General features: G+C 61.1%; 25 protein-coding genes and 1 pseudogene. 15 read left to right on the top strand and 11 right to left on the bottom strand.

The genetic code is table 11. From position 1 onward, the window contains the following. Window positions 1–181: 181 nt before the first annotated feature. The 4 genes from U6958_RS12745 to U6958_RS12730 form a co-directional block, all read right to left on the bottom strand. Window positions 182–973 carry an HNH endonuclease gene (locus U6958_RS12745; RefSeq protein WP_143044728.1) on the bottom strand — a complete coding sequence of 264 codons (792 nt, stop codon included), beginning with the start codon at window positions 971–973 and terminating at the stop codon, window positions 182–184. Next, complete coding sequence (locus U6958_RS12740) at window positions 966–2,042, bottom strand: AAA family ATPase (protein WP_074924413.1); 1,077 nt, start codon at window positions 2,040–2,042, stop codon at window positions 966–968. The genes U6958_RS12745 and U6958_RS12740 overlap by 8 nt, the downstream gene beginning before the upstream one ends. 350 nt (window positions 2,043–2,392) lie before the next feature. Further along, on the bottom strand, window positions 2,393–2,794 hold the full coding sequence (locus tag U6958_RS12735) for a hypothetical protein (protein ID WP_074924415.1): 402 nt from the start codon (window positions 2,792–2,794) through the stop codon (window positions 2,393–2,395). 4 nt (window positions 2,795–2,798) lie between these two features. Beyond that, window positions 2,799–3,946, bottom strand: a protein-coding gene (locus tag U6958_RS12730) for an IS3 family transposase (protein ID WP_089577556.1) whose coding sequence is annotated in 2 segments (ribosomal slippage) — window positions 2,799–3,685 and window positions 3,685–3,946 — 1,149 coding nt in all. Because the reading frame shifts where the segments join, the coding sequence is not laid out codon by codon here. A gap of 235 nt (window positions 3,947–4,181) precedes the next feature. Between U6958_RS12730 and U6958_RS12725 the strand changes: the two genes are divergently transcribed. After that, a protein-coding gene (locus tag U6958_RS12725; RefSeq protein ID WP_085930546.1) for an IS5 family transposase occupies window positions 4,182–4,990 on the top strand; the annotation gives its coding sequence in 2 pieces (ribosomal slippage) (window positions 4,182–4,512 and window positions 4,512–4,990; 810 coding nt in all). A gap of 114 nt (window positions 4,991–5,104) precedes the next feature. Here the strand turns inward: U6958_RS12725 and U6958_RS12720 are convergent. Further along, window positions 5,105–5,677: pseudogene (locus tag U6958_RS12720) on the bottom strand (dsDNA nuclease domain-containing protein); the annotation flags it as partial. Window positions 5,678–6,064: 387 nt separating this feature from the next. Further along, window positions 6,065–7,396: an isocitrate lyase gene (gene aceA / locus U6958_RS12715; RefSeq protein WP_074924165.1), complete on the bottom strand. Its 1,332-nt coding sequence runs from the start codon at window positions 7,394–7,396 to the stop codon at window positions 6,065–6,067. A gap of 362 nt (window positions 7,397–7,758) precedes the next feature. Here aceA and U6958_RS12710 point away from each other — a divergent pair, with 362 nt between their 5' ends. The 8 genes from U6958_RS12710 (at window position 7,759) to U6958_RS12675 (ending at window position 13,230) form a co-directional block, all read left to right on the top strand. Next, a complete protein-coding gene (locus tag U6958_RS12710; RefSeq protein WP_074924168.1) occupies window positions 7,759–8,709 on the top strand; it encodes a DMT family transporter in 951 nt (316 codons plus the stop codon). A gap of 216 nt (window positions 8,710–8,925) precedes the next feature. Beyond that, window positions 8,926–9,225 carry an SWIB/MDM2 domain-containing protein gene (locus tag U6958_RS12705; protein WP_074924171.1) on the top strand — a complete coding sequence of 100 codons (300 nt, stop codon included), beginning with the start codon at window positions 8,926–8,928 and terminating at the stop codon, window positions 9,223–9,225. Between the two features lie 102 nt (window positions 9,226–9,327). Continuing rightward, window positions 9,328–10,455, top strand: coding sequence for an alpha-hydroxy acid oxidase (locus U6958_RS12700; RefSeq protein WP_074924214.1), 1,128 nt, complete (start codon window positions 9,328–9,330; stop codon window positions 10,453–10,455). Between the two features lie 106 nt (window positions 10,456–10,561). After that, the gene (locus U6958_RS12695) at window positions 10,562–10,834 is read left to right on the top strand and encodes a bacterioferritin-associated ferredoxin (RefSeq protein WP_016448321.1); all 273 of its coding nucleotides are present in this window, start codon (window positions 10,562–10,564) and stop codon (window positions 10,832–10,834) included. A gap of 101 nt (window positions 10,835–10,935) precedes the next feature. Further along, window positions 10,936–11,640 carry an energy transducer TonB gene (locus U6958_RS12690; RefSeq protein ID WP_016448322.1) on the top strand — a complete coding sequence of 235 codons (705 nt, stop codon included), beginning with the start codon at window positions 10,936–10,938 and terminating at the stop codon, window positions 11,638–11,640. A gap of 15 nt (window positions 11,641–11,655) precedes the next feature. After that, window positions 11,656–12,378 (top strand): MotA/TolQ/ExbB proton channel family protein, encoded by a 723-nt coding sequence (locus U6958_RS12685; protein WP_016448323.1) that lies wholly within the window; start codon window positions 11,656–11,658, stop codon window positions 12,376–12,378. Between the two features lie 3 nt (window positions 12,379–12,381). After that, window positions 12,382–12,795, top strand: coding sequence for a biopolymer transporter ExbD (locus tag U6958_RS12680; RefSeq protein WP_016448324.1), 414 nt, complete (start codon window positions 12,382–12,384; stop codon window positions 12,793–12,795). 213 nt (window positions 12,796–13,008) lie between these two features. Further along, entirely contained in the window at window positions 13,009–13,230 is a 222-nt protein-coding gene (locus tag U6958_RS12675) for a hemin uptake protein HemP (RefSeq protein WP_016448325.1), read from the top strand. Window positions 13,231–13,495: 265 nt separating this feature from the next. Here U6958_RS12675 and U6958_RS12670 read toward each other — a convergent pair whose 3' ends face one another. After that, on the bottom strand, window positions 13,496–13,903 hold the full coding sequence (locus U6958_RS12670) for a heme-binding protein (protein WP_017405970.1): 408 nt from the start codon (window positions 13,901–13,903) through the stop codon (window positions 13,496–13,498). Window positions 13,904–14,093: 190 nt separating this feature from the next. Here U6958_RS12670 and U6958_RS12665 point away from each other — a divergent pair, with 190 nt between their 5' ends. Further along, window positions 14,094–14,786, top strand: a complete 693-nt coding sequence (locus U6958_RS12665; RefSeq protein ID WP_012206426.1) for a Bax inhibitor-1/YccA family protein — start codon at window positions 14,094–14,096, stop codon at window positions 14,784–14,786. 67 nt (window positions 14,787–14,853) lie between these two features. Next, on the top strand, window positions 14,854–15,282 hold the full coding sequence (locus U6958_RS12660; protein ID WP_016448327.1) for a hypothetical protein: 429 nt from the start codon (window positions 14,854–14,856) through the stop codon (window positions 15,280–15,282). A gap of 88 nt (window positions 15,283–15,370) precedes the next feature. Here U6958_RS12660 and rlmD read toward each other — a convergent pair whose 3' ends face one another. Both rlmD and U6958_RS12650 read right to left on the bottom strand, forming a co-directional pair. After that, entirely contained in the window at window positions 15,371–16,843 is a 1,473-nt protein-coding gene (gene rlmD, locus U6958_RS12655) for a 23S rRNA (uracil(1939)-C(5))-methyltransferase RlmD (protein WP_046240686.1), read from the bottom strand. 76 nt (window positions 16,844–16,919) lie between these two features. Continuing rightward, window positions 16,920–17,237: a hypothetical protein gene (locus U6958_RS12650; protein ID WP_017405967.1), complete on the bottom strand. Its 318-nt coding sequence runs from the start codon at window positions 17,235–17,237 to the stop codon at window positions 16,920–16,922. Window positions 17,238–17,424: 187 nt separating this feature from the next. Between U6958_RS12650 and U6958_RS12645 the strand changes: the two genes are divergently transcribed. The 4 genes from U6958_RS12645 to U6958_RS12630 are packed head-to-tail and all read left to right on the top strand — an operon-like array spanning window position 17,425 to window position 19,760. Beyond that, on the top strand, window positions 17,425–17,979 hold the full coding sequence (locus U6958_RS12645) for a GbsR/MarR family transcriptional regulator (protein ID WP_074924174.1): 555 nt from the start codon (window positions 17,425–17,427) through the stop codon (window positions 17,977–17,979). Window positions 17,980–18,017: 38 nt separating this feature from the next. After that, entirely contained in the window at window positions 18,018–18,887 is an 870-nt protein-coding gene (locus U6958_RS12640) for an NAD-dependent epimerase/dehydratase family protein (protein ID WP_074924176.1), read from the top strand. Beyond that, entirely contained in the window at window positions 18,880–19,284 is a 405-nt protein-coding gene (locus tag U6958_RS12635) for a DoxX-like family protein (protein ID WP_016453303.1), read from the top strand. The genes U6958_RS12640 and U6958_RS12635 overlap by 8 nt, the downstream gene beginning before the upstream one ends. Next, window positions 19,281–19,760: a DUF2269 domain-containing protein gene (locus U6958_RS12630; protein WP_012206433.1), complete on the top strand. Its 480-nt coding sequence runs from the start codon at window positions 19,281–19,283 to the stop codon at window positions 19,758–19,760. Before U6958_RS12635 ends, U6958_RS12630 begins: the two co-directional genes overlap by 4 nt. A 41-nt stretch (window positions 19,761–19,801) precedes the next feature. Here U6958_RS12630 and U6958_RS12625 read toward each other — a convergent pair whose 3' ends face one another. Both U6958_RS12625 and U6958_RS12620 read right to left on the bottom strand, forming a co-directional pair. Further along, window positions 19,802–20,017: a molybdopterin-binding protein gene (locus tag U6958_RS12625; protein WP_012206434.1), complete on the bottom strand. Its 216-nt coding sequence runs from the start codon at window positions 20,015–20,017 to the stop codon at window positions 19,802–19,804. 54 nt (window positions 20,018–20,071) lie between these two features. Beyond that, window positions 20,072–21,052: an ATP-binding cassette domain-containing protein gene (locus tag U6958_RS12620; protein ID WP_074924179.1), complete on the bottom strand. Its 981-nt coding sequence runs from the start codon at window positions 21,050–21,052 to the stop codon at window positions 20,072–20,074. Window positions 21,053–21,066 lie beyond the last annotated feature (14 nt).

Raw genomic sequence — 21,066 nt, 5'->3', positions numbered from 1 at the left:
AGCTAAATTCGCGATGAACGTTGGCAAGTCAGCAGCATTTCGCGCAGATTTTAGGGACAGTACATGGCAATGTATTAAACCTATCGGCGACTAACGCTTAAATTTCCGGGCGATTTCACATGATTTCCGATAATTGCAACGTGCAAATAGATGGCGAGTACTCACCGACTTCTCTAAAAAATCAAACCAAACTATCAATATACATGCCTGCCAATTCCTGTAGTTTTATCCGCAATTCAACATCATCATCTGCAGCAATCATGCTTGCCTCAATCGAGAGTATGAAATCATCATATTTCAAGGCAGCAAGTTTCTGTCGCATTTCTAGCCGCGATAATTTGAATACATCGTATATTTCTTTGGCAATTCTTGATTGACCAGGCGTCGCTGACATTTTGTAAGTAATTATATTATTCTCGGGAGAAATGAGGATCTTGTACGAGATATAGTCTGCATAATTCGCTAGATTAGGATGAAAAGTATGAATTTCGGTCTTTTTGGCAACGTTGCAATCAATACAGCAAACCACTAGATTCTCAATATCAAAACAGAGTTTACGCGCATGGTGCTGCGCAAGTGCTGATTTGGTATTTGGCGTCTTAGGCACGACGTGATCAATGTTAATGGCCATGCCATGCAAATAAAGTTGTCGGCGACAGTAGCAGCAGAAACCTCGTTGTCGCTCAGTCAAATGAGTTCGCAGTAACTTTTTGGTCTTGCTCAAACATTTATCGTTGCCGTTTTGCAGCGTTAAAAAAAACGTGTCTGCTTTATTCTTATAAGCAATGTGATCAGGCGTTGGGATTTTAGGTAGCGATATCGTCGGCAGCTTACCTCCGGTCGAAAAAAACGCCCAAGAGTGCGCGGTTGCTATATCGCCATAGATCGTTTCCCACCGAAGCTTATCTAAGGTTTGCGCTTCATTTAAATCAACTCCAGTCGGATCGGGAAGAAGGTCGATCAGGTTATTCATCGTGATTGTTGGTGATATCGATAATTTCTAGCGCTTTTTCCAAAAAATTCTTGTCACGCGGCGTTAGATCGTTTTCATAGAAATTATTTAGTTCCTGTCGCGCTTGGGCTGCAGTCAGCGTATCATGGGTCAGGTTGTGTAGAACTCGCGCGCATGTCTCCGGCACGATGCTACTCGACAAGGACAGGTAGTGGAATTGCTTAAATAAAAGTTTTTCGATATTTGCAGGGATTTCCTGCGATGTGACGGTTTCACCATCTGGAATCGTATAAATGAAGTCTAGCTCTTGCGTCGTATTTGAAATAATTACAGGCGAGTGGGTTGCAACTACCACCACGCATTTTGTAAGAGATGAAAGGGTTGAGCGGAACAACTTGGGCAATTCTGCCTGCCATGTCACGTGCAAACTGATCTCTGGCTCGTCAATCAGTATTAGGCAATTGTCTTCCGCCTCCTGGGCCACCGTAAGCAGCAACCGAATTTTTTGTACGTACCCTGAACTCAAATCCTCTGGGAAATAGCGATCCGGCTTGTCTTTTGGACCAAGCTTGCAGAAAAAACGCAAATCGAGACGCAGACACTGCTCCAGAATATCTGCATCGTTTACTGAAATCTGTCGCCAATCGATTTTCTTGCAACGCTCAATCGCGCTTTCGGCAGCTGCACGCTGGATTTCACTTGCCCGGCGGGTCTGCGGAGTACGCTTGTCCCACATCGTCGCTGCAGGAGAGAAAGATAGCTCCATATGCAAGTCTTCTAGGACAGTCTCGATCAACGCTTTTTTGCTGTTCTTCAACAACGCTAATATCAATAACGTGATACTTTTATTTAAGGTTGTAAGGAAAACCGCATTTTGTTTTGAGCGATACCCCAGGTAATGCACCTTTCCATTTGACTTTGGCTCAAACCGATCCAACATCCCGCAGGGCAAAGCTACTATTTTTCCGAAATCTTCGGAATATATCTGAGTACATCTATTTAAAAAGGTACTTTTCCCTGAACCGTTATTCCCTATAATATAGAAGAATAGGTTGCTTTTTGAGCGAATATTGCGATTGATAGGCAGCATAAATTTTTTATTTATTAATATAAAACTGGTTGTACAGGGATTTTCAGCGACAGTTCTGACGTGATGCAAGTTATGTCAGAATAGTCAGTGCTTAATATTGATTCATCAACATGACGTTTATCCCTCATGCTACGACAAAGTTTGGGTGTCGAGGGTTCACTTTTGACCAGTCCGCGACCGTCTCTTATAGCTCCCCACGCAGTCATCCGAAACGTCACCCAATGGCGCCCACTTTTCCGCGATTGCTGCCATTGCCACACGCGGCTGTGTGAGTACTACAGCACTGAGATAGACCGGTTGCACTGACACCACAACTAAAACCTCTCGTTGAATTAGATGCCGCTTGCACGCTATTCCTGCTTATCTTTGGCTGGTTGAGAAAATAAGTTGGTATACATCGCGTGAAGCAAGGGCTCAACCTTGCTGTATGTAATATCCCATTCTTCCTCGATGAGGACCGAGTACTTCCGCTCGAGGTGTAGTTCGTAATCGAACGGAAATTCTGTGCTCGTCTCGAGACCTACGATAAGCTGGATATCGTCCGGCAAGTCCTTAGCAATGAACTCAAGCACTGCCGGAAGGTTGATGTCATCTTGCGCCTGCTGGTTGGGGGAATCGATGACTACCGGAATATCGTACGTGGCGTTAGAGCCGTGCGCCGTGCGCCAAATCGCCGCGTAGTAGGCTAGTAAGGAGCGTGGACCTCCACTGCCCGAGAGGTCGGGCTGGGCTGCTGCCGGTCTCGTTGACACCGACCTAAGCTTCTTGAGCTTGCTCGAACTGTACGGGACTGAGATATCCGAGCGTCGAATGCCGACGCGTCGGGTTGTAGAAGCACTCGATGTAATCGAACACATCTGAGCGGGCCTGGCCTCGTGTCCTGTACACCTTACGGGCCGTGCGCTCGGTCTTCAGAGAACTGAAGAAGCTCTCCATGGCCGAGTTGTCCCAGACCTCGCCAGCCCGACTCATGCTGCAAGTGATGCCCTGTTCGTCCAGCAGCCTCTGGAAGTGCTCGCTTGTGTATTGGCTACCCTGGTCCGAGTGGTGCAGCAGTGCCACTGGCCTGCCCCGGCGCCACACAGCCATCATCAGCGCGTCCACCACGAGCTGCGAGGTCATGCTCTCCTGCATCGACCAGCCCACGATTCGACGGGAGTACAGGTCCAGTACCGCAGCTACGTAAAGCCAGCCTTCTGCCGTCCAGATATAGGTGAAGTCGGCCACCCATTTCTGGTTCGGACCATCTGCCTGGAACTGACGGTCCAGCACGTTGTCAGCCACAGCACCACGCGCGCCACGGTCCTTGGGTAGTCCACGCCTTCGCGGTCTCGCACGCAGCGCCTGCTCCCGCATGAGCCGCTCAATACGATGCAGCCCACAGGTCTGGCCTTGCTCCAGCACGTCGTGCCACACACGGCGTGCGCCGTAGGTGCGGTCGCTGCGTACAAAGCTCTGATGCACTTGCGCACCCAGCACCTCGTCGCTGAGGCTACGCCGGCTCCTGGGTCGTGTGAGCCAGGCGTAGAAGCCGCCTCGCGAGACACCGAGCGCCTCGCACATCAGATTGACCGGCCAGGCCCCTCGGTGTTTCGCCACGAAGCCGAACTTCACATCGACTCCTTCGCGAAGTAGGCCGCGGCTTTTTTCAATATGTCGCGCTCCATCTTGAGCTTGGCCACTTCCTTGTGCAGCCGTGCTATCTCAGCATCCTGCGCCTTTTGTTTGCCGTTGCCAGGGAACGCCTCCTGAGGCTCCTGCCTCAGCTCACGCACCCACTTGCGCAGCACGTTCTCGTGAACGTCCAAGTCTTTGGCTGCCTGGGCCACAGACACGCCACGCTCAACGACCAGTTTGACCGCCTCGAGTTTGAACTCGCGACTGAATGTCCTTCTTCTCTCCATTAACCACCTCCGGTTTCATCTGCCACCTTAACAAGGTGTCATCGAAACCGGCAGCAGCCCAAATGTCGCGCACGTCGCCGTGTGCCGACCTAGCGCAGATATCTTCATGACAAGCGACTCTACAAACGCTCGAGCCTGTGCAGCGTGCCCTGGGCTGCGTTGTGTAAGCAGCTCTAAGAGTGGCTAACACCACTTCGTCACAGGCCCCCGCAGAGCAGTTATGCTCGCTGCCCTCATGGCAAGACGACCCGTTAGCAAAGAACTGTGGCGACAGCTACAACCCCTGATCCCAGCCTTCGTGCCTTCTGCCAAAGGCGGTGCGCGCAAGCTCGCAGTCAGCGATGAGGCCGCCCTCAACGGCATCTTGTTCGTGCTGCAAACAGGCATTCCATGGGAAGACCTTCCCCAATCCCTGGGCTACGGCAGCGGCATGACTTGCTGGCGGCGCCTACGCGACTGGAACGCCGCTGGTGTCTGGGAGCAGCTGCACCAGGCCATGCTGACTCGCTTGCGTGAACATGACCAAATCGATTGGAGCCGGGCCAGCATTGATGGCTCCTCGGTACCAAGCCCCCGGGGGGCCAGGAAACGGGCCCAAACCCCACGGACAGAGGCAAGCTCGGCTCCAAGCGGCACATCGTCGTAGATGCCAGAGGCATCCCGCTGGTGATCTTGGTCAGCGGCGCGAACCGGCACGACTCCAAGATGTTCGAGAGGTGCGTGGACGCGATTCCTGCGATTGCTGGCCTGCCAGGACGTCCCCGTAGAAGACCGGCAAAGCTGCACGCCGACAAAGGCTACGACTTCAAGCGATGCCGAGCCCACCTGAGGCAGCGGGGCATCATTGGCCGAATTGCCAGACGAGGCATTGAGAGCAGCGAGCGGCTGGGCAAACACCGGTGGGTGGTGGAGAGGACGCACAGCTGGTTTGCAGGCTTTGGCAAGCTGCGAATCCGCTTTGAACGACGGCTGGATATCCACGAAGCGCTGCTGAAATTGGCGGCAGCGATCATCTGCGCGCGCTTCGTGGATCGGTGGTGTTAGCCAGTCTAAGGCTTTTGTCACCGCTGGCGCGGAAGGGTCATCGGGGTGAATTGCCACACGAGCGATTCGCACCTTCTTGAGATCTGGAGCCTGCGCGCCCGAAGTGCCTAGAGTGTGGAGCGCGTCGGTCAGGAGCTGTGCGTGGTCGGCTGCCAAGTCTGATAGCGAGCACGGCAGCGATGTTGCTGCATTCGCCCCGGAGGCGAGTGGGACGTCACAACCGGCGTTTGAGATGAAGAAACCCTCAACTGGCAATTTTTCGAACGCAGTCAAACTCAGATGGAGCTTGCCGAGGACACTGTCGCCAACTTTGTCGAAGCTTGGGGTTGCGGTAGGTACTTGTGCGGCGGGGGCGACGTTCTTTTTCTTCTTGGTGGTCTTCGGCTGCTTTGGCGCGGAGGTACCGGTCAACACTGACCAGGACCAAGTTCCAGTGTCCTTCTTCTTGACTTGGTAAACAACGGCCTTGGTAGGTGCGTTAATGGAATCGAGCTCGGTGACGTCCTGGACTGCCTCGAAAAGAAGCAAGAAGTCGGGGGCATTTGACTGCTCCAGTTCGACCATCCTGAGAACAGCCCACCATCGTTGAAAGTCAACGCCCTTAGCTCCGTGTCCGCCCCCCGTCTCAGTGAGGCCCAGCTTGTTGGCAACGAGCAGAACTTCCGCCGATCCTGTAGCAATGGTCAAAGCATTCCTCCATAAACACCGTTGCTCAATCGAAGGCAATTCGTTGTTGCTCGTAGGCGAGCGATGTGTAACTCGTGAGATTGTACAAGTTGTAACGATAAAGCCAGAAATCGATTAATTTTCAGTGCACATCGCGGTTACTCACAATGGGGGTTTTTCAGCAATAGCGGGTGCCTGAAGGGCTCGAGGAGGCTGACGGTTCAAGCCTGAAGCCGTCGCTCGCAAGTCCGCAGCGTCCGGCGGCTATTGGCCGAACACCGCCAGTCGTGCGCATCAGCCTGACAATGGTTATTTCACTCCCCAGCAAAGAAAAAGCGCCCGAAGCACAAGGCCCCGGACGCTTTCTCACCCCTATCTACCTGAAGTTCGACTCACTACAGCTGCGCTTCAGTGGAACTGCTCCTCTTCCGTGGAGCCGGTCAGTGCCTTCACGCTGGACGAGCCACCCTGAATCACCGTGGTCACGTCGTCGAAGTAGCCCGCACCCACTTCCTGCTGGTGCGACACGAAGGTGTAGCCCTTCTCACGTGCGGCGAACTCGGGCTCCTGCACCATGTTCACGTAGTGCTTCATGCCTTCGCCGTTGGCGTAGGCGTGGGCGAATTGGAAGGTGTTGAACCAGTTGATGTGGATGCCGGCCAGCGTGATGAACTGGAACTTGTAGCCCAACGCAGACAGCTCTTCCTGGAAGGAGGCAATCTGGCTGTCGTTGAGGTTCTTCTTCCAGTTGAACGAGGGCGAGCAGTTGTAGCTCAGCAGCTTGCCTGGGCAGGCACCATGCACGGCCTGGGCGAACTCGCGGGCAAAGCCGATGTCAGGCACGCCGGTTTCGCACCACACCAGGTCTGCATAGGGTGCGTAGGCCACGCCGCGGCTGATGGATTGCTCCATGCCGTTCCTGACCCGGTAGAAGCCTTCCTGCGTGCGCTCGCCGGTCAGGAACGGCTTGTCGTTGGCGTCATGGTCGGAGGTGATCAGGTTGGCGGCTTCAGCATCGGTACGGGCCAGCACGATGGTGGGCACACCCATCACGTCGGCGGCAAAGCGCGCGGAGATCAGCTTCTCGACGGCTTCCTGGGTAGGCACCAGCACCTTGCCACCCATGTGGCCGCACTTCTTCACGGCGGCCAACTGGTCCTCGAAGTGCACACCTGCCGCGCCAGCGGCAATCATGTTCTTCATCAGCTCGAACGCGTTGAGCACGCCGCCGAAGCCGGCTTCGGCATCCGCCACGATGGGCAGGAAGTAGTCGATGAATTCCTTGTCGCCGGGGTTGATGCCACGGCTCCACTGGATTTCGTCGGCGCGCTTGAAGGTGTTGTTGATGCGGCGCACCATGGTGGGTACCGAGTCATAGGCGTACAGCGACTGGTCGGGGTACATGGTTTCGCTGGTGTTGCCGTCGGCAGCCACCTGCCAGCCCGACAGGTACACCGCTTCCAGGCCGGCCTTGGCCTGCTGCATGGCCTGGCCCGCAGAGATGGCGCCAAAGGCATTCACGTAGCCTTTCTTGGCACCGCCGTTGATCCTGTCCCAGAGCAGTTCCGCGCCGCGCTGGGCCAGCGTGTATTCAGGCTGCAGGCTGCCGCGAAGACGCACCACGTCAGCGGCGCTGTAGCCACGCTTGACACCCTTCCAACGGGGGTTCTGCGCCCAGTCTTTCTCAAGGGCGGAAATCTGTTGTTCGCGGCTCAGTTGCTGGGTCAGGGATTGGGGCATGTTGCTCTCCTGGGAGGTTGTTGAAACAAGCGGCTTTCTTGCGTCGGCCTTGGGATCAAATTTAAGTCTTATAGAAGACCCGATCAACATCTTGTGTCTTATACAAGACTAAATTTTTCTTCATAAAAATCAACAGCTTATTTTCATATTTTTCAATATGAAATTGCATTTCTCGTATTGAGAAAAAATGGCGCAACGCAGCAATCCAATTTTTCACAATGCAAAAAGAAGATTCCATGCAGTGAAAAATTGCCACAGCATGGCAAGCATTCGCGACACAGGTATGTCACGGGTGCCTGCCGTGCCCGCAGGTACCATCGCGCGTTCAGGCAGCGCTACCGCCGCCCCAAACTCCACAAGCCGTGAACACCTCCCATCGCAGATCTGCCTATGCCTGCCTGGCGCTGAGCATGTCCCTGGTCGGCAGCTATGTCGCCCTATCCAAGCCCTTGGCCGCCATTTTTCCGGTGCTGTTGCTGGCCTGGCTGCGCTTTGGCATAGGAGCCATCGCCATGCTGCGATGGCTGCGCAAGCCGGCTGACGAGGCTCCCTTGCCGCGCCGCACACAAGGACTGCTGTTCCTGGAGTCGCTGTTCGGCAACTTCCTCTTCACCATCTGCATGGTTACCGGCGTCAGCCTGACCAGCGCCGTCACGGCAGGCGTGACCATGGCCGCCATTCCGGCCGCCGTGGCCTTGATGAGCTGGCTTTTCCTGCGCGAGCGCGTGGCCGCGCGTACCTGGCTGGCCATTGCACTGGCTGTGACCGGCATAGGCTTGTATGCACTGTCGCGCCCCGACGCGGGCACCGCGGCAGTCTCTTCGACCTCGTCGCAGGCATGGCTGGGGCAGATGCTGCTCGTCGGCGCCGTGCTTTGCGAGGCGTTTTACGCCGTGATCGGCAAGCGCCTGACCACATCCCTGGGGCCCAAACGCATCACATCCATCGTCAACCTCTGGGGATTTGCGCTGTCAACTCCCTTCGGGCTGTATCTGGCCTGGCACTTCGACTTCGGCAGCGTGCAATGGAGCATCTGGGGACTGCTGCTGTTCTACGCCCTGGCTGCCTGCGTGTGGACCGTATGGCTGTGGATGACGGGCCTGCGCAGCGTGCCAGCCTCGCAGGCGGGCACTTTCACGGTTTTGCTGCCGATCAGCGCCGCCTTGGTCGGCATGTGCGTGCTGGGCGAACGGGTCACATCCATGCAGGCGCTGGCCTTCGCGATCGCCCTGCTGGGCATTTTTGTGGCTACCTGGCCCGCCCGAAAACTCACTTCGGAACCTTCGTCCACAAGCGAAGTCCGCCCCCTCTGAAAGCGCTGGCTCCGACGGCCCTCCAGCCATGGCGGCCCCCGAAAGGGAGCAGGAATGCAAAAACTCTTCAAAAAACAGCGCCACAGCAACAAATCGAGGCAAAAATTTGACGGGTGAGCTTGGAAGACCGTTTTTTTCCCATTAGCATCAGCCTGCCAGTGGATAGCGACGGTTTTTCGCTGGTAAAGAATCCACTCCATACTAGGAACAAGCAACATGGCAACTGCAAAGAAGGCAACGGCTGCTCCGGCAGCTCCCGCAAAGAAGCGCACTCCCAACGCCGCCTTCATGAAACCCCTCACCCCCAGCCCCGCTCTGGCTGCCGTGGTGGGTTCCACCCCCCTGCCCCGCACCGAGATCATCAGCAAGCTGTGGGTCTACATCAAGGCCAACAAGCTGCAAGACGCTGCCAACAAGCGCATGATCAACGCTGATGCCAAGCTCAAGGATGTGTTCGGCAAGCCCCAAGTCTCGATGTTCGAGATGGCTGGCCTGATCGGCAAGCACGTCAAGTAATCCCCGGGCCTGCCCCACGGATGAAAGCCGGCCCATGGGCCGGCTTTTCTTTTTTCCGGATGTCTGCCACCGGCGATGCGCCATCGCCCCCCCTCCAATGCCATGAGCCAAGTGCCCGCACTGCAAGCCGTTCCCGACGGCATCATCAATCTGGCCGACCACGAGATCCAGGCGCGGCAGCGGTTGGACGACAACGCCTGGGCCTACTTCTCGGGCGGCGCGGCCGATGAGCACAGCCTTGCCGCCAACCGCAGCGCCTGGGATGCGCTCACGTTGTGGCCACGCGTACTCAGGCCTCTTGCAGGGGGAAACACACGGCTGCAACTGCTGGGGCGAGAGCTGGCCTGCCCCCTGCTGGTCGCCCCCATGGCCTTCCAGCAAATGGCGCATGCCGACGCAGAGCTTGCAACAGCCTATGCGGCTGCGGCGCTGGGCGCAGGCATGGTGCTCAGCACCCAGGCCAGCCTGCCGCTGGAGACTGTGGCGAAGGCCGCACAGCTCACGCCGACCCGCGGGCCGCTATGGTTCCAGCTGTACCTGCAGCACGACCGGGGCTTTACCAGGCAATTGATCGAACGGGCCGAGGCGGCAGGCTACGAAGCGCTGGTGCTGACGGTGGACGCCCCCGCCAGCGGCGTACGGGACCGTGAACGCCGCGCGCGCTTTAGCCTTCCCGCCGGCATTTCTGCCGTCAATCTGCAGGGCCTGGCTCCATCTCCGGCCGTCCGGCTCACACCGGACCAGAGCGCACTGTTCGACGGCCTGCTGCAGCATGCGCCCACCTGGGATGACGTTGCCTGGCTGCAGCAGCAGACACGCCTGCCAGTGCTGCTCAAGGGGGTGCTGCATCCGGCTGACGCGCTGCAGGCGGCGAGATCGGGCGTGGCAGGCATCATTGTTTCCAACCACGGGGGACGCACGCTGGATACCGTTCCCGCAACGGCCACCGCACTGGCGCGCGTCACCAAGGCCTTGCGCAACTCGGGGCATGCGCTCCCTGTGCTCGCCGACGGCGGCATACGGCGAGGCACCGATGTGCTCAAGGCCATCGCTCTCGGTGCAACGGCTGTGCTGATAGGCCGCCCGATAGTCTGGGGTCTGGCCAATGCAGGTGCCGCTGGCGTGGCCCACGTACTGAGGCTGCTGCGCGACGAACTGGAGGTCGCCATGGCCCTGACAGGCTGTGCAACCCTCGCGCAGGCCACTGTGGAACTGCTGGATACCGAGTAAAGCGCAAGGCCATACAGCCCTACAGACAACTAAGAATTGCAAATGCGATGAATTCTCATTTATAATTTTTCATCTCATCAATAGCCAGCCATTACTGCCTGTAGCCATGATCGTCTGTGTATGTCGCCGGGTTTCCGACCGTGAGATCGCACGCCACGCTCACGCTGGCATGAGCTTTGACGAAATCCAATTCGAATTGGGTATCGCCATGCAGTGCGGCCGGTGCGAGAGTTGTGCCCGGGATGTGGTGGCGCAATGCTGCGCAACCCAGCCCGTGGCGGCCATACACAACGAGATCGCGGCCCAGACCGTCCAGCTTGCCAACAATATCCTGGAGAGCAAAGCATGGTCCTCCTCTCAGCACTTGTCGGCAGCCTGATCCTCGTCGTTACATGCACCTGGTGGATCCTGCGCAGCTGATACTCCGTCTTCCGAGCGACAGCACCCGGCACCTATCCGCTGTCAGCTCCTTCTGTCTCTATGTCCCAGTCTGATCGTTTTGGCCCCCCCGGGGGCCTTGGCCGTAACGTGGCCATCGCGGGTTCGGTCGTGGTCTTGCATGCAGCAACCCTCTGGGCGATGCAGCATGGCCTGCTCCAGCGCGCCCCCGAAGAGGTCATCGTGCCAGCCCAGGTGATCGCGGAATTCATTTCGCCACCCGCGCCCGAGCCCGAGGCCCCCAAGCCACCTCCGCCGCCACCGCCCCCCCCCAAGCCACAGCCGGTCGTGAAGAAGGCGCCGCCTCTGCCCAAGGCCATTGCCGATCCCAAGCCGGCACCTGCGGCGCCGCGAGGCACGCTGGAAGACGAGCCCAAGCCCGTGGTGGAGGCACCGCCGGCCCCCCCGGCACCGCCCGCCCCACCTGCCCCGCCCGCGCCTCCTGCCCCTCCGGCACCGCCCAAGATCGAGCTGCCATCCAACAATGCCGCCTACCTGAACAACCCGGCGCCCAACTACCCTGCCATCAGCCGGCGCATGGGCGAGCAGGGAACCGTGATGCTGCGCATCTTCGTGGATGCGCAAGGCCTGCCTCAGAAGATCGAGGTCAGCAAATCCAGCGGCTACGACCGTCTGGACCAGCAGGCCGTGGACGGCGTCAAGAACTGGAAGTTCGTCCCCGGCAAGAGCAACGGCACGCCAACCCCCATGTGGGTTACGGTCCCGGTCAAATTCACCCTCAATTGATTCTCAGGAGTATCCATGGATTCCCAATTCGGCATTGCCCACGTCTGGACGCAGGGAGACTTCGTCACCCGTGCCGTCGCCGTCATCCTGCTGGCCATGTCGGTGGCCTCTTGGCTGGTGATGATCATCAAGGCCCTGGACATCGTGAAGTTCAAGAAGTACGCCCGCAACGCCCAGGACTTCTGGCACAGCCCCGACCTGGCCAGCGGCCTGGAAAAGCTCGGCAATGACCGATCCAACCCCTTCCGCTATCTGGTGCTCGAAGGCCGCGAAGCCACTGCCCACCACCGCAAGACCAGCGCCCACCTGCACGACACGCTTGACATCAGCGACTGGGTGACCCGCTGCATGCGCAACGGCATCAGCGAGTTCACGGCCCGCCTGCAATCGGGCCTGGCCATTCTGGCCTCCGTGGGCTCGACAGCCCCCTTCATCGGCCTGTTCGGCACCGTCTGGGGCATCTACCACGCACTGGTCGCCATCGGCCTGTCGGGCCAATCCTCCATCGACAAGGTGGCAGGCCCCATCGGCGAGGCGCTGATCATGACGGCCCTGGGTCTGGCCGTGGCCATTCCGGCCGTGCTCGGCTACAACGCCGTGGTGCGTGGCAACAAGTCCATCCTCAACGCACTCAACAGCTTTGCCCACGACATGCACGCCTACTTCGTGACCGGCGCCCGTGTGTCCATCGACGGCAAGGAAGCCGGCAATGTGCTGCCGCTGAAGAAAGGCGCGTAAGCCATGGCATTCGGAACAATGGATGATGACGGCGAAGAGGTGATGAACGAGATCAACATGACGCCGCTGGTCGACGTCATGCTGGTGCTTCTGATCATCTTCATCATCACCGTGCCGGTGATGAAGCATTCGGTGAACGTGGACCTGCCCCGCGCCACCAACCAGCCCGAAGACGTCAAGCCCGCCACCGTGCGCTTGGCCGTGTCCGCTGATGGCCAGTACCACTGGAATGGCGTGGCCGTGAGCGATACGCAGTTCGAGGAAAACCTCAAGGCCGAGGCAGCCAAGGAGCCGCAACCCGACCTGCACATCCAGGGCGACAAGGAAGTGCGCTACGAGCGTGTTGCCCAGGCCATGGCCGCCGCCCAGCGTGCCGGCGTGCGCAAGATCGGCTTTGTGACGGACCCCGTCAAGTAGGCCGCGAGAGCGGCATTCGTTGCCTGGCGCTCAGCGACAACGGCCCTTCGGGGCCGTTTTCCATTGCGGCCCGCTCTTGGAACAATCTCGCGAGGTGATCAGGCGTTCGGTCGTTCGGGGGGCAGAAACCACAATGAGAGTAAGTCTCACTTGATTTTCAATTGAGAATTGTTATCATTCACAAAACTTTCCAATTTTTGAGGAATTCCCTGCATGTCTGCCACTTCCGCCGCCACCTCGCATCTGTCCGGCAACTCCACAGCCCAGGCCTTTGCAGCGCTGCAGGCCGCAGCATCCGCAGCCCTCAGCGGGGCCGCCAGCGGACTCGACAGCACCTTGCTGCTCAATGGGCAAAAGGCTGTGACCATCGTGCACAACGGCACACCCTATCGTCTGCAGGCCACCAAGCTGGGCAAGCTCATCCTGACCAAATAACCAAGATTGCAGCCGTCGGCGGGTCATGTTCGGGTCCGCTGACCGCTTCTTTGTTTCATCGTGGGGCGACCTTGGGGCTTCCAGTCCCAAAGGTCGATTAGCCAGCCAACAGAATCTTCGGATTTTGCGTAGCCAAGCATTTTTTCCCTGCGCTGCAATGTGGATCGCTTCAAAGAAAAAGCCCCTGTACCTCAGTACAGGGGCTTTTTCTTTGCCTCATGAATCGGCCCAAAAGGCAGATTCATGCAGGGTGCATCAGGGGCTTTTACAGACCCAGAGCCGCAATGCCGGCGCTGGCCACCTGGGCATCCTCATTGGCCTTGACGCCGCTGACGCCCACGGCACCCAGGCACTGGCCGTCCTTCATGATGGCCACGCCGCCTTCGAGCAGGCCGTCCACCGTGGGGGCGCTCAGGAAGGCCGTACGGCCGTTGTTGATCATGTCTTCATAGCCCTTGGTGTCGCGGCGGCCCAGGGCAGCCGAACGGGCCTTGGACGGAGCGATATGGGCCGAGACTGCGGCGGCGCCATCGAGGCGCTGCAGCCACAGCAGGTGACCGCCGTCATCGACGATGGCAATGGTCACGGCCCACTTGTTCTTCAGCGCCTCGGCCTCTGCGGCGGCGGCAATGGCCTTCACGTCGGCCAGTTCGAGTTCATGCTTGGTCTTCATAAGATTGCAGTTATCCATTCCATCACAAATGTCCTATAAGCATAGCAATCGTATGAGGACTGACAATGCATGCGCAGAACAAAACATTCGAAACCAAACCATGGCAGCGGCTCGGGGTATTGCAAGCGGCGCGCGAGCCGCCACCTAGAATGGGCAAGTCGCAACAACACTCCTTCGGAGGACTGGCCACATGAATGATCAAGTCACCACACTGGGCTCTGCGGGCTACGGTGTCTCGCAGCAAGAGCGCAATCGCGTATTGCGCAACACCTACTGGCTGCTGGCCCTGAGTCTTCTCCCCACCGTGCTGGGCGCTTGGCTGGGCGTGGCCACGGGCATCACGCGCTCGCTGAGCGGCGGTCTGGGGCTCATCGTCTTCCTGGGCGGCGCCTTCGGCTTCATGTTCGCCATCGAGAAGACAAAGCACTCGGCAGCCGGCATTCCCGTGCTGCTGGGCTTTACCTTCTTCATGGGCCTGATGCTGTCGCGCATGATCGGCATGATCCTGGGCTTCAAGAACGGCTCCGAGCTGATCATGACCGCCTTTGCAGGCACGGCCGGCGTGTTCCTGGTCATGGCCTCGCTGGCCACGGTGATCAAGCGCGACCTGTCGGGCATGGGCAAGTTCCTGTTCGTGGGCGTGCTGGTGCTGTTCGTGGGCTCCATCATCAACGTCTTCATCGGCTCCACGGCCGGCATGATGGCGATCTCGGTGGCGGCCATCGGCATCTTCAGCGCCTACATGCTCTATGACCTCAAGCAGATCATGGACGGCGGCGAGACCAACTACATCAGCGCCACGCTGGCCCTGTACCTGGACCTGTTCAACGTGTTCCAGAGCCTGCTGGCCCTGCTGGGCATCATGGGCGGCGAACGCGACTGATGCCGCACGCGCCAAGGCTGCGCCTTGCGTGCTGCACACCAAAGGCCTCCTTCGGGAGGCCTTTTGCATGTCCGGGATCATCATTCGTGCAAGGCGGGCTCAACTTTTTCCGGGTCGTGCCGATAATCTCGTCAAGATGACCATGCCTAATCTTCCCCGCACCTTCGCCATCCTGCTGCTGCCCACGCTGCTTGCCGGCTGCAAGCTGGATGATATTCCGGGCCTGGGGCCGGACCCCCGCGCCGTCGCCAAGGAGGCCGAGGCCAAGGCCATTGGCGGGGCCTGCCGCCATGCCCTGCGCGGGCTGGAGGACTGCTACACGCTCAACCCCAAATCGCCCAAGGCCCTGGTGTTCGCAGGCTGGAAGGATATGGACGAATACATGCGCGCCAACAAGATCGAGGGCACGCCTTCGGTCCTGGGCCAGAGTGACCGCCGCCGCAGCGACAAGGAAGATGTGCCTGCCGAGCCTTCGGCAGGACGCAATCGCAGCTGATCCGGCAGGCATCCGGATCCGGCCGCAAAAAAGCCGTGGCGCCCTCAGGCGGCCACGGCTTTTTCATGCAGGGCCTGAGGGGCCGCCGTCAGTCCACGCGACGCTCGAACACCGCCATGCTCTCCACATGGGCCGTGTGCGGGAACATGTTGACCACGCCGGCCGAAACACAGCGATAGCCGGCCAGGTGCACCAGCAGACCGGCATCGCGCGCCAGCGTGGCGGGATTGCAGCTGACATAGACGATGCGCTCTGGAAAGCGCCAGTCCTCATGCCCTGCCGGCAGGGGCTCGGCGCCTTCGGCGCCGATGCGCGCCTGGTGGATGTCGGCCAGGGCCTTGGACAGCGCAAACGCTCCTTCGCGCGGCGGATCGACCAGCCACTTGCCGGCGACGCCGTCGGCGAACAGCATCTCGGGCGTCATCTCGAACAGGTTGCGCGCCACAAAGCGCGTGGGCGCGAGCTTGTCGCCCTCCGCCCGCTGCGCGTTGTTGGCCGCGTAGTTTTCATGGGAGCGCTTGACCAGGGTGTCGCTGCCCTCGATGCCCAGCACCTCGCGCGCCTGCGTGGCCAGGGGCAGGGTGAAGTTGCCCAGACCGCAGAACCAGTCGATCACGCGCTCATCCTTCTTGACATCCAGCAAGCGCAGCGCGCGCGTGACCAGCACGCGGTTGATGTGCGGATTGACCTGGGTGAAGTCCGTGGGCTTGAACGGCATGGTGATGCCGAAATCAGGCAGGCCGTAATCGAGCTGGGCGCCTCCCTGCTCCATAAGGTGCACGGTGTCCGGGCCCTTGGGTTGAAGCCACCACTGCACGTTGTGCTCGGCCGCGAAAGCGCGGAGCCGGGCCTGATCGTCCTCGGACAGCGGCTCCAGGTGGCGCAGCACCAGGGCCGTGACGGAGTCGCCGCAGGCGACCTCGATCTGCGGGCAGGTTTCGCGCGCATCCATGGAGGCGATCAGCGCGCGCATGGGCAGCAGCATGGCATCCACATGGGGTGGCAGGACCTTGCAGGTCTCCATGTCGGCGATGTAGCGGCTCTTGCGCTCGTGAAAGCCCACCAGCACCTTGCCCTTCTTGGCCACGTAGCGCACCGACAGGCGCGAGCGGAAGCGGTAGCCCCAGGACGGACCCTCGATGGGGCGCAGCAGCGTCTCGGGCCTGACCTTGGCCAGATGCCAGAGGTTGTCCTCCAGCACGCGCTGCTTGATGGCCACCTGGGCAGCGACGTGCAGATGCTGCATCTTGCAGCCGCCGCAGGCGCCGGCATGCAAGCCGAAGTTGGGGCAGCCGGGGCGCACGCGCTGGGAGGATTCGCGGTGGATGGCCGTCAGGCTGGCGGCTTCCCAGTTGTTTTTCTTGCGATGGGTATTGGCGCTGACCAGCTCGGTCGGCAGTGCGCCGTCGATGAATACCACCTTGCCATCGCTCTTGCGGGCCACGCCCTGGGCGTCCATATCCATGGACAGCACCTGCAGCCAGCCTTCGGGCAGTGCAGGGGCGTCGGCGTCGGCTTCGGGCAGGTTGTCGGGGATCTTGTTGTCGCGGGGTTCACTCATGGGGCCAGATTGTCTCAGGCTCTCCGATTGCCCTGGTGGCGGCCCCCCAAAAAAGCCCCGAACTCGCTTTTGCCCCTCAGGAGCGCGGCGTGCTGCTGCGGCCCAGGTCCCGCTGGCGCTCCTGGCGTGCACGCGCCAGCTGTTCGCGCTCGGCCAGCAGATTGACTTCAGTGAGGCAGTTGAACTCGTCCAGCGTGAACACCATGGTGGCGCCGCGCTCGATCTTGTCCACGGTCTGGTGCAGCGGCAAGGTCAGGTCCACCGGCGGGCGGTTGGAGCGGTAGATCAGTTCCTGCTCGGGCGTGTAGACGGAATAGCAGGCGGCAGACGCAGCCTGCGCCAGCGCGCAGGCGGCCAGCACGGTGATGGCACGCAGGTTTTGCACAGCAGTCATGGTGTTCCCCTCAAAACGGCGGCCCGCCTGTGTATGTACTGGGTGGCAGGCCAGGCTGCCCAGCATTATGGAGCAGCACATGCCGCGCCCCGCCAGGTGCCGCCTCCGCGCTGCAGCCAGTCTGGATTTTTCAGCTTTCACAAATTTCTCTCTTGACAGAAATTTCAGGCCTGCAGACACTGAAGCCATGCAACTGAGTCCCATCGCACACCGTTTCATCCACCATTGGGGCGACATGGGCAGCTCCTGGGGAGTGAACCGCACGGTCGCCCAGATCCACGCCCTGCTGTTTTTCCATGGCCGCCCGCTCAATGCGGAAGAGATTGCCGGCACGCTGGGCGCCGCTCGCTCCAATGTGAGCAACAGCCTCAAGGAACTGCAGGACTGGGAGCTGATCCGCACCAGCCGCAGGCCCGGCGACCGCCGCGACTACTTCGAGACCTCGTCCGATGTCTGGGAGCTGCTGCGCACCATCGTGCGAGAGCGCAAGCAGCGCGAGTTCGACCCGACCTCCGATATGCTGCGCGAACTGATCGCCGAGCCCGGTTTCGATGCCGAATCCCCCGACACCCAGGACCGCGTGCACGAGACGCTGCGCCTCATGGAGTCGCTGGGCATCTGGACCGACGAGATGCTGCGGCTGTCGCCCTCCACGCTGGACAAGCTCCTGCGCCTTGGCGCCAGCGTGCAGCGCTTCGTGCGCTCCGAGGCCGCTGACACCCGTGTCAAGCGCGGACGCTGAGCCTGAAATTTCCGTCACAAGAGAAACTGGAGGTCACCATGCGCATTCTGGTCTGCGGCGGCAACGGCTTCATCGGCCGCCATATCGTCAACCTGCTGGCACTGGCCGGCCACGACCCCGTGGCGCGCAGCCGCCATTCACTGCCTGCGCTCGACTACGCCAAGACCACCACGCCCGACGCCTGGCTGCCGCACCTGGCGGGCGTGGACGCCGTGGTCAATGCCGTGGGCGTGCTGCGCGACAGCGCCTCCCGGCCCATCGATGCCATGCACGCCCAGGCCCCCATCGCCCTGTTCGATGCCTGCGCGGCGGCCGGCGTGCGGCGCGTGGTGCAGATCTCTGCCCTGGGCATAGAAGGCAGTGCCACGCGCTACGCCACCACCAAGCGCGCCGCTGACGAGCATCTGCTGGCACTCACGGCAGCCGGCCATCTGCAAGGCTGCGTGGTCCGCCCCAGCGTGGTGTTCGGCGCTGGCGGCGCCAGCAGCGAGATGTTCCTGTCCATGGCGCGCCTGCCGGCGCTGCTGCTGCCGCGCCCCGTGCTGCAGGCCCGCGTGCAGCCCGTGGCCGTGCGCGACTTGGCCGAGGCCGTGGCCGGCCTGGTGACGCGCCCCGAGCCCGTGGGCATGATCGAGATCGGCGGCCCCCTGCCCTTGCCGCTGGCCGCGCTGATTGCCAGCCTGCGCGCGCAGATGGGCCGCGCCCCCGCTCGCGTGGGCACGCTGCCCGGCTGGCTCACCCGCGCCAGCGCACGCGCTGGCGACTGGGTCAGCGCCTCGCCCTGGTGCAGCGAGACACTGGCCATGCTGGCCAGCGACAACGTCACTGATCCGGCTGGCCTGCAAGGCCTGCTGGGCCGGCCCGGCGTTGCGCCCTCCCAACTGCTGTCCACCTTGCGCCATGGATGAGCGCCGCTCTCGCACCGTTCCAGCGCCGCTGCGCACCATGCACTTGAGCCTGATCGCCGTCTGGCTGGGCACGGCCCTGGTCAGCGCCATCGAGCACCGCGGCCTGAGCGTGCAGGTGCTGGCCGATGCCGGCATCCACGATGCGGGCTGGCAGACATTCCTGATCTGGAGCGGCCTGCTCGCCGACCTGGCCGTGGGCCTGGCGCTGTGGCTGCTGCCCGGCCGCAAGAGCTATCTGGCGGCCCTGCTGCTGATGGCCGCCATGACCGTACTGGCCACGGCGCTGCAGCCCACGCTGTGGCTGCATCCGCTGGGGCCGCTGCTCAAGAACCTGCCGATCGCAGCCATGCTGCTGCACCTGATGTCGGCGCCCGTCACGTCCAAGGAGTCCGCATGAATCTCTACCTGTTGCTCAAGACGCTGCATATCGCGTCCAGCGTGCTGCTGGTCGGCACCGGCCTGGGCTCGGCCTTCTACATGTTCTTCGCCAACCGCAGCGGCAGCGTCGCTGCCCAGGCCGTGGTCAGCCGCCTGGTGGTGCGTGCGGACTGGTGGTTCACCACGCCCTGCGTGGTCATACAGCCTGTGAGCGGCATTGCCCTGGCCCATATGGCGGGCTGGCCGTTGACCACGCCGTGGCTGGCACTGTCGCTGGGCCTGTACCTGCTGGCCGGCGCCTGCTGGCTGCCCGTGGTCTGGCTGCAGGTGCGCATGGCCGCCATGGCGCGCGGCGCACACGCAGCACAGGCCGCCCTGCCCGCCCTATATGCCGTCTACGCCCGGCGCTGGGAGGCGCTGGGCTACCCGGCCTTCATCGCCATGGCCGTGACCTATTACCTGATGGTCAACAAGCCGATGCTCTGGGGCGGTTGAGCATCGGCAGTGCCTTCAGTGCCTGGCCTCAGAGCTTGGCCTCAGAGCTTGGCAATGGACACTTCGGTGGATTTGACCAGGGCCACCACGTCGGAGCCCACGACCAGGCCCAGCTCGTCCACCGAGCGCGTGGTGATCACCGAAGTGACCACGCCCCAGGGCGTCTGCACATCGACTTCGGAGACAACGTCGCCTCGGATGATTTCGCGCACCTGGCCCTTGAACTGGTTGCGCACGTTGATGGCTTGAATGGACATGTTTTTCTCCTGGGGATCAAAAGGAATCAAAGGAAGGTTGGGGAAAACGAAAAGTCAGACCGCCCAGCGCAGGCCATGGGCCGGCACGCCGGGCCAGGCCGTGGTGTCGGTCAGCGGGTTGGATTCGGGCTCGGCGGCGGGCTTTTGCAGCACGCGGTCGAGAATGCGTTGCTCGATGGCCGCCAGCGCGACGCTGCCGTGCACGCGCGGCCGTGGCAGGGCGATGCGTTCATCCAGCGCAATGCGGCCGTCCTCGATCAGCACTACGCGGTCGGCCAGGGCCACGGCCTCCTGCACGTCATGCGTGACCAGCAGGGCCGTGAAGCCGTGGCGCTGCCACAGGCCTTCGATCAGGCGGTGCATCTCTATGCGGGTGAGCGCATCAAGCGCGCCCAGCGGCTCGTCCAGCAGCAGCAGTTGCGGGCGGTGCACCAGGGCGCGCGCCAGGGCCACGCGCTGGCGCTGGCCGCCGGACAGGCGCGCCGGCCATTCGCCCTCGCGGTCGGCCAGGCCGACCTGGGCCAGCACTTCGCGGCCACGCTCCTGGGCCGAGGCGGGCAGGCCCAGCGTCACATTGGCCAGCACGCGCCGCCAGGGCAGCAGGCGCGCGTCCTGGAACATGATGCGCGTGCCGCCCTGCGCGCCCTGCACGGCCCGTGCGGGTTCGCCGTCCAGCAGCAGGGTGCCGGCCGTGGCCTGCTCCAGGCCTGCGACCAGGCGCAGCAAGGTGCTCTTGCCGCAGCCGCTGCGGCCCACGATGGCGACGAATTCGCCAGGCTCCACCTGCAGCTGCACTTCGTGCAGCACCTCGCGCTGGCCGTAGCGCTTGGTCAGCCCGCCGGCCTGCAGGCGCACGCCACGGCGCGGTGCGGATTGGAGGGATGCGGACTGCGACGCATCGTCGTTCTGGGCCAGGCGGTCGCTGACGTCCAGGCCATCGGCGTCGAACGAGGCCTCCCAGGCCATCGCCGGCGCGGTGGTGTTCAGCTCCACGGCCTGTGCCAGCGTGGTCTTCATGCGGTTCCATCGGCTCATGTCGTGCTCCTTGT

The sequence above is a fragment of the Delftia lacustris genome (assembly GCF_040267515.1).
GTDB classification, from domain to species: Bacteria; Pseudomonadota; Gammaproteobacteria; order Burkholderiales; family Burkholderiaceae_C; genus Comamonas; species Comamonas tsuruhatensis.
Note: the sequence above shows the minus strand (reverse complement) of the source record. Positions and strands in the feature narration are given on the sequence as shown.